The sequence below is a fragment of the Spirulina major PCC 6313 genome (assembly GCF_001890765.1).
GTDB classification, from domain to species: Bacteria; Cyanobacteriota; Cyanobacteriia; order Cyanobacteriales; family Spirulinaceae; genus Spirulina; species Spirulina major.
The window spans coordinates 4513962-4527311 of sequence record NZ_KV878783.1 but is presented as its reverse complement, the minus strand read 5'-3'; the positions used below and the strand labels follow the sequence as shown (position 1 = coordinate 4527311).

Below are 13350 nucleotides of genomic sequence, written 5' to 3'. Positions count from 1 at the left end.
GCTTTGTCATTGCAGAAAACTTGTGTTATGCTAGTTTCTCGTTGACGAAAGTTGACTGCAACCAAAAGCGGATGTGGTGGAATTGGTAGACACGCACGCTTGAGGGGCGTGTGGCTTGCCCGTGCGAGTTCGAGTCTCGCCATCCGCATAAACAGTAAACCCTTTAAGGTCAATAGTTCTAGCGATTTGCTAGGGCTATTTTTTTTGCCATCTACCAAAAATCTACTAAGCCCATTATACCCATTGGTAATCTGGTAGACGCTACCAGTGGTACAGGGAATAAGCACCGATGATGAATCAGAGGCATTCTCTCAGGCAGTGGGAGAGCGTATCACAGACACTCACACCGTTAACGGTCGCTACGGTACTCATTCCCTACGTCCATTCCGTGCCTACGCTTACCCCATCGACTGTGTTCGCTAGTCTGTGACCCATTCTTCTTTGTTGCCAGAGGGAATGTCTCTCTGTGGGACAGCTAACGCGGTTACAGGACAATCATCTGGTAACGACCACAACAGCGATCGCAAAAAAAACACCCCCAATCTTTGAGGGTGTACACCTATTTCTGAATTCCTTAAATGCAGAAGTGTTGAATGCCAGAAGAAAAACAAAAAAAGAAGCTCTCAATTTAGTAAAATGAGAGCTTGTAAATCCAATAAAAAAGTTAGAACCATTTTATCTAATTTCCCTGCAATCGTCAAAAAACATCTCGGAAAACTGCCGCAAGATGATTATCCAGTCCTCAATACGCAAACTTTTGTATCAACATGGTTATCCTTTGCCATGGATCAGAGCGTAACTAGTATGAGAGACCTATTCAAAAGGTTGAACAACCGAGGAATAGGGATGGATATATCTACGTTTTCCAAAGCGAGTAAGTTGAGAGAAAAAAGATATTCATCGACTTGTATGAAGACCTGAAGAAGGAGCAAAAAAAGCAGAAAGGGAGCAACCTAAAACGGTTGACAATGTTTCCCCTAGACTCAACGATTGTCGCCTTAACCAGTAAGCTACTCTGGGAGGAAGGATGGCATCAAGTCAAGCTCTTCAGTGGCATAGATTTGTTCATAGGAATACCAGAAGGGGTATTGATCCACTTGCCTCATGAGTCACGAAAACGCTATAGTATCGTTTCCTCATACCAATTCCAGAAATCCCCGCTAACGGTAAACTCTGTTAACGCTTGACTAATTTTCCAACATTTATCTACAGCGTTAATAATGCCAGCGTCATCAAATTGTTCACCGCTAGACTTAACCGTGATTTTGTCTGTATCAGGGTTAATGAATTGAATCATCAAAAATTTAGATTTTTGCAGTTTCAAACGTACCCCCTTGGGACAATCCTTAGCCTTACGCTTGTAGAGTTCAAGTGTATCAGCATACCCCTTGTATTCATTAGATTTACTAATGGGGGTATCGTCGTTAGATTTACCGTTTTTCGTTGCATTAGTGTCTACCATTTATCTACCAGATTGATTAATTGGTAGATTCCGGTAGATGGTTAGGGTGACATGTTCTCAAGCGTTTCGGACGATATGAACGGCATTAGCCTAGTTCAAGTCTCGCGTTCCGCATCATCAAAACCCCCCGATCATGATTGATCGGGGGGTTTTGACTGTGAACAGAGGTTGACCGGACGGCCAAGTCTGAGGCATCAATTTGCAGTTAAATCTTGCAGTTAAATCAGGGTCAAGTTGGGATAGTTGGCCAAAATGTCGTCCGTGGACAGGGTATCGCCGTCGGCTTGGGGTGTCCAAAGAATTTCGACGGCCAAAAGGCGATCGCCTCCCACACTGCCAAGCTGCTGCACGACCGTTTTGAGGCTGTCCCCATCGGTCACTTTAGGTAAATCCAGCTTGCCCACGGCTCCCACAATAATCGTCGCAACTAGATATTCTCCCACTTCGCCTTGCTCCACTAAGGCCTCCTGTGGGGTCTTGACTTGGAGTTCCAATTGTTGGAGGGCACTGTCTACATTGGACAGGGTTTCAGCGGTGAACTTGCTGCGTTCGGTGAGGGCCAATTGGTTAAAGGTGGACTCGGCCGCTTCGAGGGCGGTGTATTGCGACTCTGCGGCCCCGTAGACCCACAGTTCCGGATGGCGGAGAATCGCTAAGCTGGTGGCTTGGAGGACATTGGCGCGGCCGTTGGCCGTGCCGGTGTCGGCGTTCTGGGCTAATTGTTCGAGTTCCGTTTTGAGGCCTTGGGCGGAGCCGAGGAGGCCCACTTGGACTTTGGCCACGGAGACTTTTGAGGGAGTGCGATCGCCCTCCGCACCACCAAAGCCACTATTGCGGAACGCATTGACAATGAAATTCACCAACGCCAAACCGATCACAATCGTGAACAGCCCACCAAAGCCGCCCCCAAACCCGAAAAACGGAATCAGAAACGGAAAACCAAACCCGCCACCCATGCCTCGCGGTGCGTAGCCGCCCCCCGCCGGACTCATCGGTGCAGAACGACTCGGCAGCGAACGACTGGGCATCCGAAACGAGCCACCGCCCATCCGTCCCCCACTCCGAGCCGCCAACGCATCGGACGCAGGGCCAAAGCTGAGTAAGACAATTAAGCCAATGACGACAATGGATTTTAAAAAGCGTATTCGCCGAGTTGCCTGATATACAGTCTTAAACATTCAATCTCCTTAACTACAACGGTTCCCAAAGAACCCATCGGGACGAAGTACCCATAATCTATGCATGGGTGGCTCCGTTCTCCTAACCATTTTAAAAAAGTTTCGGGTGAACCTGTTGGATTCTCTGACTTCAGAGCCGAAAGCACCGGATATTTCCAGGATTTTCCCTAACGGCGGCGGCTCCGACCTCGACGGCGAAAGACCCTCGGAATCGCGAAAAATTGGCGGCGGCGGTTAGGGTTTTGGCGGCGGCGGGCTTCGGCTTCGATGCGCAATCGTTGGGCTTCTTCAATGCCGGGGGCATGGGTGTTACGACGATTGGGCACGAGGGGAGACAGGGAGCTAAACCCCCAGGTACTTTCTTCGCTGGTGTCTTCGGACAGGGTGGGCGGGCTGGTGTCGTGCCACCAGGTGATGATCCAAATCCCTGCACCACCTGCGATCGCCCCCACCACAATATTCAACAGCAACGGATAGCCCAACGTCGTCAACGAGATCCCAAAAAACAACCACAGCAGCAAACCTGCGGCCACCTTTTGGGTCAAAAGCGTATTCTGATCTGACATGACGGCACCCCTTAAACGTGACATCCTTTCCCGCCGCCGCTTCCCACGGGAGACAAAAGACGCTCTCACCCATAACCAACCCTAGCCCCAGGTCGCCTCAATGGGATTATCACACCCACGCCAAAAACAACACAGCGCAACATCAATTTGGCCCTATTTTCCCATCATCTTCACAGGATTTTCACAACTTTGCCCCTATTGTGACCTTTATTACATTGAATCGTGACGAGTGTTACATCCAGTTCCTGACGTAAGCCATCCAATCTAGTCATTAGGGAGATGAGGAAGAAGGATTTAATGATTTCCGCAACGACTAGCCCCCCCTATTGCCGGTTTCCTTTCCAGCCATCTCATTGTCCTGTGCTCTCTGACCATGCCCTCACCCCTGCCTGTGACATTTTAGTGATTGAGCCTGAACCGGATATCCGCGCCATTATCCAAACCAGCCTAGAACTGACAACGACATGGCAGGTCTATTTAACCCATTCCTATGATGAAGGGCTTGCTCTGATTCCCATCTTGATGCCCAAAGTCATCCTCTTGAATCTGCCCTTTACCCTGTCCCTTGAACATAAGCTCCTCAAATGCTTTCAGCAGTTAACGACCCAACACAACATCGTTTTAGCCGTCATGTTGGATCGCGTTCGGGCCAGTGACTGCCAGGCCCTAGGGGAAATGGGGATTTATGGCATTATTCCCAAACCCTTTGACTGTCAGCAAGTGACCCAATTACTGCTCGATTGGCTCCCCTAGGGCAAAGCTAGAGGGGCCAATCGATTTCCCCCGTCACGATCGAGTGTCTACAGTAATACAGTTGCCTAGACCTGCAAGGAATTTGACCAAGCTTGGTACAATTCTATCCTTGGGGCTATTGAGCGTTAAACCATGGGAACTCGCAAAATTCTAATTATTGATGATGAAGCAGATATTCGAGCAGTCGCTCAACTGAGCTTAGAAATTAATCAAGACTGGGAAGTGATTACTGCACCATCGGGAACCGAAGGGTTTCAGTTGGCCTGTGATCAGATGCCGGATGCGATTTTGCTGGATGTGATGATGCCCGATCTTGATGGCCCTGCCACCTGGGAGCTATTACAGGCTGATTCAAAGACTCAGGAAATTCCGGTGATTTTTCTGACGGCGAAGGTGCAGGCGGCTGAACAGCGCCGCTATGCAGAATTGGGGGTGAAGGCGGTGCTCACGAAGCCGTTTGATCCGGTGTTGTTGGGGGATTTGATTGTGGAGGCGTTGAATTGGTAGCGATCGCACCTGTCACCCGATTCCCAACGCACGGATTTCGCACAAAGTGATATTAAGCCAACACACTGTTTCCGAGGTTCCGTGGTAATCCTAATATTGTGATGTCTTCGGACAACTCATCCCCATTAACCTCAATTGACTGGATAAGGAGCAACCCATGAAGTTTGGCATTGATATGGGACATAATGCCCCGCCCGACGTTGGTGCATCGTCACGCTATGGCAGTGAAGACCGTCTCACCAAGGAAGTGGGTACACAAGTAATCAATAAACTGCGCGCCGTTGGCCATGAAGCGGTCAACTGTACGCCCAGCAGTGCAACCAGTGTGATGGATTCACTCCGCAAGCGGGTCAATACCGCCAATGCCAACAATGTTGACGTGTATGTTTCGATTCACTTCAATGCCTTTAATGGTTCCGCCAATGGGACAGAAGTGTATGCGATTAGCAGTTCGGGCCGTCGAATTGCCCAGCCGGTGCTTGATAATATCGTGCGGCTTGGTTTTACGAATCGGCGGGTTAAAGATGGGGCCCATCTGTATGTGCTGCGGTCTACCAATATGCCAGCCATTTTGATTGAATGCTGCTTCATTGATTCTGAAAAGGATATGAAGCTGTACAACACCGAGGCAATGGTGAATGCGATCGTCCAAGGCCTCGCCGGAAAACTGCCCAATGAAGCCAGCACCGGCGGCAGCACCGGCGGTAGCACCGGCGGCAGCACCGGCGGCAGCACCGGCGGCAGTACCAGCACCAGAGGCAGCGATGCCCAAGTGCTTAAACTGCAAAAAGCCCTCAATCAACTGCAAATCACCGACGCGAACAATCAAGCTCTGGTTGAGGATGGACTCACGGGCCCCGCCACCGAATCGGCGACCCAACGCTTTCACCAGTTGGTGGGAATTAATGCAGCGGGCCGGCCGGTGGTGTTGACCTGGAAAGCCTTAGATGAAATTCAGTCCCAGCCGATTTTACGCCCCAACCATGCCGATGGGGTGGCGGTGCGCTATTTAGAATATCGTTTGGGGGCAGCGATCGATGGTATTTATGACGATCGCCTCGCGGAAATGGTGAAAACCTTCCAACGCCAAAAGTCGATCACCGTTGATGGCATTGTGGGGCCGCAAACCTGGGGCTTGCTCATGGGCCAACCCGTCCCGACGCTGGCGTTAAAAATTATTCGCGACACGGTGTTAAAGCAAGACACCGTCGATAGCAGCCAGATCACCGATGCCAATCTTAAATACGAGATCAAAGAAGGGGAACAACTGCCCCTCCACAGTTGGGATGAAGAAGGCAACCATGTCAAAGCGGCGCTGTTAAATGTGACCTTCAATGGGTTTAATACCTGGTATGCCTTTAACGACCACATCGAAATTTGGCAAGATGGGCAGCCGCTGGAAATGGAGCCGGAGGACGAAGCCCCCCAAACCAACGATCGCGGCGATGGGTTCAATCTCCCCGGCTACACGAGTACGTTTTTCCTCAGTGATCCGATTTTGCCCAATGGCAATTTCACCTGGCGGGAGGCGCTGCACAATGGTGAACGGATTCCCAAACATAAGTCCCATGTGGATAACATCCTGGCGTTGGCGCAACGGTTGGAGGATGTGCGGGCCCGTTTAGGGGGTTTTCCGATGACGGTGACGAGTTGGTATCGGCCGGAGCCGTGGAATAGCCGAGCGGGTGGGGCGAGATATTCGCGCCATAAAACCGGTGAGGCGGTGGATCTGCTGCGTTCTGGGATGTCGGGGCGGCAAATAGCATCACGCTTGGGTAATTGGCCCGGTGGTATGGGCATCTATCGCAGCTATCCGAATTTGATCCATTTGGATATTCGTCCCTATCGGGCCCGTTGGGGTGGTGCGTAGGCGCTGAGGGATGTTAGAACCCTTTGCGGAGTTAGTGGGCCAGGGGGCGGCGGTGGAACTGTTGGAGCGGGCGATCGCTTGCGATCGCATCGCCCCCGCCTACCTCTTTGCGGGCCCCGCCGGGGTTGGCCGTCGCCGTGCCGCCCAAGGCTTCGCCACCCTGCTCCTGAGCCACCACCGTCCCCCGGAACGTGCCCTGGCCATTGAGCGCAAAGTCCGAGAGCAAAATCACCCCGATTTCCTCTGGGTCTCCCCCACCTATCAACACCAAGGCAAACTCCTCTCCCCCGCCGAAGCCGCCGCCGCCGGGGTCAAACGGAAAACCCCGCCCCAAATTCGCATCGAGCAAATCCGGGAGATCACCCACTTCCTCGCCCGCCCACCCTTAGAAGCCTCGCGATCGGTGGTGGTGATTGAAGCGGCCCACACCATGGCCGAAGGCCCCGCCAATGCCCTACTTAAAACCCTCGAAGAACCGGGCCAAGCCACGTTAATCCTGATCGCCCCCAGTCCGGAAAATCTCCTCGCCACGCTGGTGTCACGGTGTCAGCGGATTCCCTTTTATCGCCTGTCGCGGGCGGATTTAACCGAGGTGCTCCGTCGTCAGGAACAGGCAGATATTGATGACCTGATCGCCGATGAGGCGTTGTTAGCGATCGCCCAAGGCAGCCCCGGAGCCGCCCTCCTCGCCTGGGAACAACGGCAAACCCTCGCCCCGGAACTCCTCAACCTGATCCGTCATCCCCCCACCACTGTCACCAATGCCCTCCTGCGGGCCAAAACCCTCGCCAGCGATCTAGAGCCTGAAACTCAACTGTGGTTCCTCGACTATTGGCAGCAAGAACATTGGCAGCAACACCACGACCCGGAACCCCTCGCCGCCTTTGAAGCCACCCGCCGCGCCCTTCTCGGCTACGGACAGCCCCGCCTCGCTTGGGAATGCCTGATGATTGCCCTGCTGTCCCCTGGGGAAACCCCTGGTTAAGTTTGAGCGAAGAGAGTCCGGTTATTGAGCGTGGCGGTGTCCGTCAAGTGCAGCGGAATCGTGATGTGAAATTCCGTTCCTTCACCGGGAATCGATGACCATTGGAATGTGCCCTGATGGTAGTCCACGATGATTTGATGGCTAATGGAGAGGCCTAATCCTGTGCCTTTGCCGATGGGTTTAGTGGTGAAAAAGGGAGTGATGATCTGGTTTTGAATCGATTCGGGAATTCCTGTACCATTGTCGCGAATGATGATTTCAGCGCGATCGCCCTTCCCAATCATGACTGCGATCGTAATCTGCGGCTGCCAATCCGATGGTTTATGATCCGCCGCCTGTTCTAACGCATCGATCGCATTACTCAACAGGTTCATAAACACCTGATTGAGCTTACCCGTGAAACACTTAATTTGCATCGGTTTCGGGGGATAATGCCGCTGAATTTGAATCTGTTTACGATTGCCCTGGGCTTTCAAGCGATGGCCCAGAATCATCAGGGTACTCTCAATCCCATCCCGGAGGGGAACGGATTCGAGAATCAACTCATCCGATCGCGCAAAATTCCGCAGCCCCAACACAATTTCCTTGAGGCGACCACTGCCAATCTGCATCGATTGCAACAGTTTAGCGAAATCCTCTTGGACAAACTCCAAATCATCAAAGGTTTCTTGGATTTGTGCCGTGAATTGGGGCGCGTGGGTTTGATAAAACTGCAAGGCGAGGCAAAGATCCCCTAAATACTCTTTGGCATAGTTAAGATTGCCATGGATGAAGTTGAGGGGGTTGTTAATTTCATGGGCAATGCCAGCCATTAAATGGCCCAGGCTAGACATTTTTTCGGCGTGGAGGAGTTGGGTTTGGGCCGATTGCAGTTGATCGAGGGCCTCTTGGAGGGCTTTGGCTTTGGCTTTGGTGTGGAAGTGGGCGGTTTGCACCTCGCTAAAGAGCCGCTGCTGTTGCTGATCGAGGTCTTGAATTTGCGCCTCGGCTTCCTGTTGATATTGGCTCACCGCTGCATCGAGAGCGGCCAAGAGGGGCCCGTCTGCTGCGGTTTGGATGCGGGTTAAATCGTCACAATCGGGGGTAAGGCTGGCGAGGGGGGCGATCGCTAACTGACGACCCGCCTGGATAAAGTCCCGCACTTGGTCATTCAACTGCCAGGGAGCTTGGAAGTAGATACATTGCATCGCCATCGACAGTTCACCCTGCAACTTCAAATCAGCATCGCCCCGCAGCAGGCCCTGATGAGCCGCCTCCATCTTGGCGATGATGTGGATCAACTCATCTCGGAATGCCGTGTCATGGCTATAGACATAGCGTGTGGCATAGAGGGCAGCCCGTTGGGAGAGCATCCGTTGACGACCGCTGATATTAATTACAGCGGCATGGATTTCACGAACACAGGCTTTTTGGTGCATATCAAGGTATTGGGTCAATGGAACTCAGCCGGATGCGAGACCAAGGCGATAAACAGCCGAATAAACATAGGTAGTGGAGTAAAGATCTGAAAGACAATTGATTCAGAAGCATGCACCCGGCCCCGAAGGCTGATATTTAGCGTTGCGTAGTGGTAGATTGAGAGGATTTTGACGTAGAAAGTCGTCAATGGCTGAATATATTCCCAGCTTAGCGGAATCACTATAGAATGATTCACTCTAGACAAATAATTTGTTCTACTTTGTTCTACTTTGTTTTTAAAACGCCATCAATGATTCCACGCTAGGGGCTGTATGTTTAGATACAAAAGATTTTTCATCATGCGGTTTCAACATCGTAGTCATCCATGAAGCCAAAACCTTCTCGTTCCCTTGCCGGGATTGCAGGGATCGTCGCGATCGCCACCCTGATTAGTAAAGTCTTCGGCCTGGTGCGTGAACAAGCGATCGCCGCCGCCTTTGGAGTTGGCCCCGTCGTCAACGCCTACGCCTACGCCTACGTGATCCCCGGCTTTCTCCTCATCCTTCTTGGCGGCATTAATGGCCCCTTCCACAGTGCCCTCGTCAGCGTCCTCGCCAAGCGCGACAAATCCGAAGCCGCCCCCATCGTCGAAACCGTCACCACCCTCGTCACCGCCATTCTGCTTCTCGTCACCGTCGGCCTGATCCTCGGTGCAGGCCCCTGCATCGATGTGCTGGCCCCCGGTCTCGATGACACCACCCGCGCCATGGCCGTCCTGCAACTGCGGATCATGGCCCCGCTGGCGATGTTGGCGGGCTTGATCGGCATCGGCTTTGGAACCCTCAACGCCGCCGATCAATATTGGCTCCCCAGTGTTAGCCCCCTGTTTTCGAGCGTGACGATTATCGGCGGGGTGGGGTTTTTGATTTGGCAATTGGGCGATCGCGTCAATGCCCCAGAATTTGCTCAACTGGGCGGCCTCGTCCTCGCTGGGGGAACCCTCGCAGGCGGCCTGCTGCAATGGCTCGCCCAACTGATCGCCCAATGGCAATCGAACCTCGGCACCCTCCGCCTCCGCTTCAATTGGCGCATTCCCGGTGTGAGCGACGTGATGAAAGTCATGGGCCCGGCGACCCTCTCATCGGGGATGTTGCACATCAACGTCTACACGGACTTGTATTTTGCCTCTGCGATCGCCGGAGCCGCCGCCGCGATGCGCTACGCCAACTTCATTGTCCTGACTCCGGTGGGGATTTTGTCGAACATGATCCTTGTGCCGATGTTGCCCGTATTCTCCCGCCTCACCGCCCCGGAACAGTGGGACGACCTCAAAATCCGCATCCGCCAAGGCCTGCTCCTCACCGCCTTAACCATGCTGCCCTTGACGGCTATTTTTATCGCCCAAGCCGGGCCCATCGTGCGGATCATTTACGAACGGTTTGCCTTTGATGCCCAAGCCTCGCGGTTGGTGGTTCCGGTGTTGATGGCCTATGGGGTGGGGATGTTTTTCTACTTGGGGCGGGATGTGTTGGTGCGGGTCTTTTATGCCCTGGGGGACGGAGAAACGCCGTTTCGGATCAGTGTGTTTAATATTCTGCTCAATGGGGTGTTGGATTATTTCTTGGTGAATGCGTTCCAAACGCCGGGGTTAGTGATGGCGACGATCGGGGTGAATATCGTTTCAATGGCGCTGTTTATTGGGATTTTACATCGACGGTTGCGGGGGTTGCCGTTGGTGGAATGGGGTCTCTTATTGTTGGGATTGATGGGCAGCGCGACGCTGGCGGGGTTCGGCAGTTGGGGGGTGAGTCGATTGTGCGATCGCTTCTTCGACACCCAAAACATCGCCGTAGTGGTTTTACAATTGAGCCTCGGAACCCTCGTCGCCCTCGTCATTTTCACCACCTCCGCCATGCAACTCCGCCTCCCCGAACTCAAAATGCTCCAAACCCGCCTCACCCAAAAATTCCGCCGCCGCTCGTAACAGTCATCCACGATGCATCACCCTTGAAACCCAGCTTAAGCTAAGGTGTTCGTAAAAAAGACGGTGCGATCGCGCCCCTGTTTTTTCGCGTGGTAGAGAGCGCAATCGGCGCGATTGATAAACTCCTGGAGATCATCTTTCGGCGTGGGAATGTCGTGGCTCACCCCAATGCTCACCGTCACCGTTTTACTGACCCCAGAGGCAGAATGAGCGATCGCTAACTGTCGGGTGTGCTGATGAATTTGGGTGGTGAGGGTCTCCACGTCTGAACGTGACCCATAGGGCAACACGATCGCAAATTCTTCCCCACCATAGCGAGCCGCTAAACCGATGTGATTCGGGACAAGGCGCGACAAAACCTGAGCAAATTGCTGGAGGCAATCGTCTCCAGCAGAGTGGCCATAGGTGTCGTTATATTGCTTGAAATAATCAAGATCACAGAGGATCACAGCAATCTGATGCTGTTGTTGTTGTGCCTGTTGCCAATGGATTTTTAAATAATCGTCCAATGAACGTCGATTGGCGACTTGAGTGAGGGAATCAACCTTCGCCAAATTTTCTAATAATTGATTTTGAATGCGTAATGTTTTGACCTGATTGGCCGTGTGAATTAAACTCCCTAATCCAGCCCCTAAAAAACCGATCAGCGGTGGCACCACCGGAATCCAAAATCCCCCGACAAATGCACCATAACTAAAACCAATTAGGAGAGTTAGCCAAGCACCAATGATGACAACTTCACCCCCTAAAAGCTGGACTTGTTGCTGAGGGGTACAGGTTGTTCGCATCGTACTTTTGCGAGTATAGGGCCCGATGAAATTCGCTCCCAGCCATGACCAGAGCATAATCCAAAGAATTTCCAGTGATTCCGGGCTGGTTTTTCTGAGGTGGCGGGTTCCCTGGGCAACATCTAAGAGTTGGGCAATAATCCGGGCATGAATTTCAACCCCAGCCATTAATTTTGGTGTACTTGTATTACCGAACTCACTAAAGGGAGTGGCAAACAGATCATTCATGCTTTCGGCGGTTGTGCCGATTAAAATAATGCGATCGCGCCCCCAATCATCCGGTAAATTTCCTGCTAATACCTCACGTAACGGGATCGTTTCAAAGGGATGAACGGGGTTTTGATAGTCAATTAAAAATTGAAATCCTTCCGCATTGGCACGAACATACCCCCCATCAAAGGCCTTGAATCGCTGAAATGTGGCCGCGCCGAGTTGCCAGCGATCGGGAGATAACTTTGTGAATTTGATATTTTTTTCGTCTTCTAAAAACCACAGGGCCAAATAGGCGGCAAAACCGGATATGGGTTGATTCTTGGCATCTTGTAAAAAGAGATAGGCCCGCCGGATACGATTGTCACCATCGAGTGAAAAATCACTGGCCTTGGCGCGACCATCGGCGGCTAAGATGGGCGGCGGGGCGATGGTGGGTTGACCAATTTTTTGGATGCCGACGATGTTGGGAATGTCGCGCAACGCGGTTTTGAGTTCGGGATGACCGGGGGGGACGGGTAAGTCGCGATAGAGGTCGAGGCCGATGACGCGGGGCTGTTGGGCCGCGAGGCGGCGCAGGGCGGTGGCGAGGGCGCGATCGGAAATGAGGGCTTGGCCGTTGGCTTGTAGATCAGCTTCGTCAATGGTGACGAGTTTGATGCGATCGTCGAGGTGGGAGCGAGTGGGGGTTATGGTTTGCAAAAAAGTATCGTAGGCTGCCCATTCTAAAGGTTGCAACAAGCCCACATAGCGCAGGCTGAGGACGAGTCCAGTGGCGAGAATGGTGGCAACACAAAAGCCAGGATACTGAGTGACTAGGCCACGAATTGTTTTCAAAATGAATCGTGAATTCGGTAGCGACTTAAGACTATTTGTCTGCAAGGAGAGGGTCTGTAGCTACGGTAGCATCCCATGCATAGTTATGAATGGCACTGTTGGGGGCGATCGCATGGGCGGCGAGAATTTGCTGCCACGGTTCCGGGTTGCTCTCCCGTTGGGCGTAAGCGGCTTCGAGGGTTTCGTGCCACAGGATGGGGGGGGCGATCGCATTCTCACGTAAAAGACGATGAATCTCCCCCGTCACGCGCACATCTTTTTCGTCATTAAACTCATCACAATAGACCTGAAGTTCCCAACTGTAGCCCTGTTCCGGGGTTTCGGAGGTGGTGAGTTGGACGGTATTCGGTAGGACAAAGCGCATGATCGTGCCGCCACTGAGGCTGCTGACGGGTTGGGCAAAAATGAGGGTATTGGTGGCGCGATCGCGCAGGGTTAACCGTCCAGGGCGATCGCTCCCCGCTGGGATGTAGATGTAGAGATTGACCCGTTCGGCTTGGGTGGCGATCGTGCCATTTTCAGGCATCAACGGGACAAACGCCGCCCTCGAAGACCCAGCATCAACCGCAGCACAGGCGAGGAGGGTTTCGCTCCGCGTGCCACCGCTGACAGTGCGGGAGGTGGTGGGCTGTCCTGTGCCGCCTTGGTTTTCGGGGGCGGATTCGGGTTTGGCGATCGCCGGAACCGCCGTACTCATCAGCAGAACAGAGATAATCCCCAGAACTCGTTGGGGATGCTGTTGAATCAAGGGACGTAGGAGTGAAAAAAACATGATTTCCAAGGGAGAGATTAAAACGTTTGATCTGGAATAT

The 13350-nt window shown here is 52.7% G+C and carries 11 protein-coding genes and 1 tRNA gene; 6 read left to right on the top strand and 6 right to left on the bottom strand.

What is annotated here, in order from left to right; genetic code table 11:
- Positions 1-67: 67 nt before the first annotated feature.
- Positions 68-148 (top strand) — tRNA-Leu (locus tag SPI6313_RS20080).
- 972 nt (positions 149-1120) lie between these two features.
- Here the strand turns inward: SPI6313_RS20080 and SPI6313_RS20075 are convergent.
- From SPI6313_RS20075 to SPI6313_RS20065, 3 genes are all read right to left on the bottom strand, one after another.
- Positions 1121-1462, bottom strand: coding sequence for a hypothetical protein (locus SPI6313_RS20075; RefSeq protein ID WP_072622592.1), 342 nt, complete (start codon positions 1460-1462; stop codon positions 1121-1123).
- A gap of 218 nt (positions 1463-1680) precedes the next feature.
- Positions 1681-2640: a DUF1517 domain-containing protein gene (locus tag SPI6313_RS20070; protein WP_072622591.1), complete on the bottom strand. Its 960-nt coding sequence runs from the start codon at positions 2638-2640 to the stop codon at positions 1681-1683.
- A gap of 167 nt (positions 2641-2807) precedes the next feature.
- Positions 2808-3206 carry a hypothetical protein gene (locus tag SPI6313_RS20065; protein ID WP_072622590.1) on the bottom strand — a complete coding sequence of 133 codons (399 nt, stop codon included), beginning with the start codon at positions 3204-3206 and terminating at the stop codon, positions 2808-2810.
- 360 nt (positions 3207-3566) lie between these two features.
- On the opposite strand from SPI6313_RS20065, the gene SPI6313_RS20060 reads away from it, so the two are divergent.
- The 4 genes from SPI6313_RS20060 to SPI6313_RS20045 all read left to right on the top strand — a co-directional run bounded on the left by SPI6313_RS20060 (position 3567) and on the right by SPI6313_RS20045 (position 7321).
- Positions 3567-3959, top strand: a complete 393-nt coding sequence (locus tag SPI6313_RS20060; RefSeq protein ID WP_072622589.1) for a response regulator — start codon at positions 3567-3569, stop codon at positions 3957-3959.
- Between the two features lie 132 nt (positions 3960-4091).
- Positions 4092-4466: a response regulator gene (locus SPI6313_RS20055; protein ID WP_072622588.1), complete on the top strand. Its 375-nt coding sequence runs from the start codon at positions 4092-4094 to the stop codon at positions 4464-4466.
- Between the two features lie 157 nt (positions 4467-4623).
- Entirely contained in the window at positions 4624-6336 is a 1713-nt protein-coding gene (locus SPI6313_RS20050; RefSeq protein ID WP_072622587.1) for an N-acetylmuramoyl-L-alanine amidase, read from the top strand.
- Between the two features lie 10 nt (positions 6337-6346).
- Positions 6347-7321, top strand: coding sequence for a DNA polymerase III subunit delta' (locus tag SPI6313_RS20045; RefSeq protein WP_072622586.1), 975 nt, complete (start codon positions 6347-6349; stop codon positions 7319-7321).
- Here SPI6313_RS20045 and SPI6313_RS20040 read toward each other — a convergent pair.
- On the bottom strand, positions 7318-8757 hold the full coding sequence (locus tag SPI6313_RS20040) for an ATP-binding protein (protein ID WP_139276713.1): 1440 nt from the start codon (positions 8755-8757) through the stop codon (positions 7318-7320). The genes SPI6313_RS20045 and SPI6313_RS20040 overlap by 4 nt on opposite strands.
- A gap of 347 nt (positions 8758-9104) precedes the next feature.
- Between SPI6313_RS20040 and murJ the strand changes: the two genes are divergently transcribed.
- A complete protein-coding gene (gene murJ, locus SPI6313_RS20035) occupies positions 9105-10703 on the top strand; it encodes a murein biosynthesis integral membrane protein MurJ (protein ID WP_072622584.1) in 1599 nt (532 codons plus the stop codon).
- Between the two features lie 35 nt (positions 10704-10738).
- Here murJ and SPI6313_RS20030 read toward each other — a convergent pair whose 3' ends face one another.
- Complete coding sequence (locus SPI6313_RS20030; RefSeq protein WP_072622583.1) at positions 10739-12538, bottom strand: CHASE2 domain-containing protein; 1800 nt, start codon at positions 12536-12538, stop codon at positions 10739-10741.
- Between the two features lie 31 nt (positions 12539-12569).
- Entirely contained in the window at positions 12570-13310 is a 741-nt protein-coding gene (locus SPI6313_RS20025; protein ID WP_072622582.1) for a DUF928 domain-containing protein, read from the bottom strand.
- Positions 13311-13350: the final 40 nt, after the last annotated feature.

Excerpts from the sequence above, each read along its gene's own strand:
- SPI6313_RS20075 (WP_072622592.1), bottom strand. The coding sequence starts at position 1,462 with ATGGTAGACACTAATGCAACGAAAAACGGTAAATCTAACGACGATACC.
- SPI6313_RS20070 (WP_072622591.1), bottom strand. The coding sequence starts at position 2,640 with ATGTTTAAGACTGTATATCAGGCAACTCGGCGAATACGCTTTTTAAAA.
- SPI6313_RS20065 (WP_072622590.1), bottom strand. The coding sequence starts at position 3,206 with ATGTCAGATCAGAATACGCTTTTGACCCAAAAGGTGGCCGCAGGTTTG.
- SPI6313_RS20055 (WP_072622588.1), top strand. The coding sequence starts at position 4,092 with ATGGGAACTCGCAAAATTCTAATTATTGATGATGAAGCAGATATTCGA.
- SPI6313_RS20050 (WP_072622587.1), top strand. The coding sequence starts at position 4,624 with ATGAAGTTTGGCATTGATATGGGACATAATGCCCCGCCCGACGTTGGT.
- SPI6313_RS20045 (WP_072622586.1), top strand. The coding sequence starts at position 6,347 with ATGTTAGAACCCTTTGCGGAGTTAGTGGGCCAGGGGGCGGCGGTGGAA.
- murJ (WP_072622584.1), top strand. The coding sequence starts at position 9,105 with ATGAAGCCAAAACCTTCTCGTTCCCTTGCCGGGATTGCAGGGATCGTC.
- SPI6313_RS20025 (WP_072622582.1), bottom strand. The coding sequence starts at position 13,310 with ATGTTTTTTTCACTCCTACGTCCCTTGATTCAACAGCATCCCCAACGA.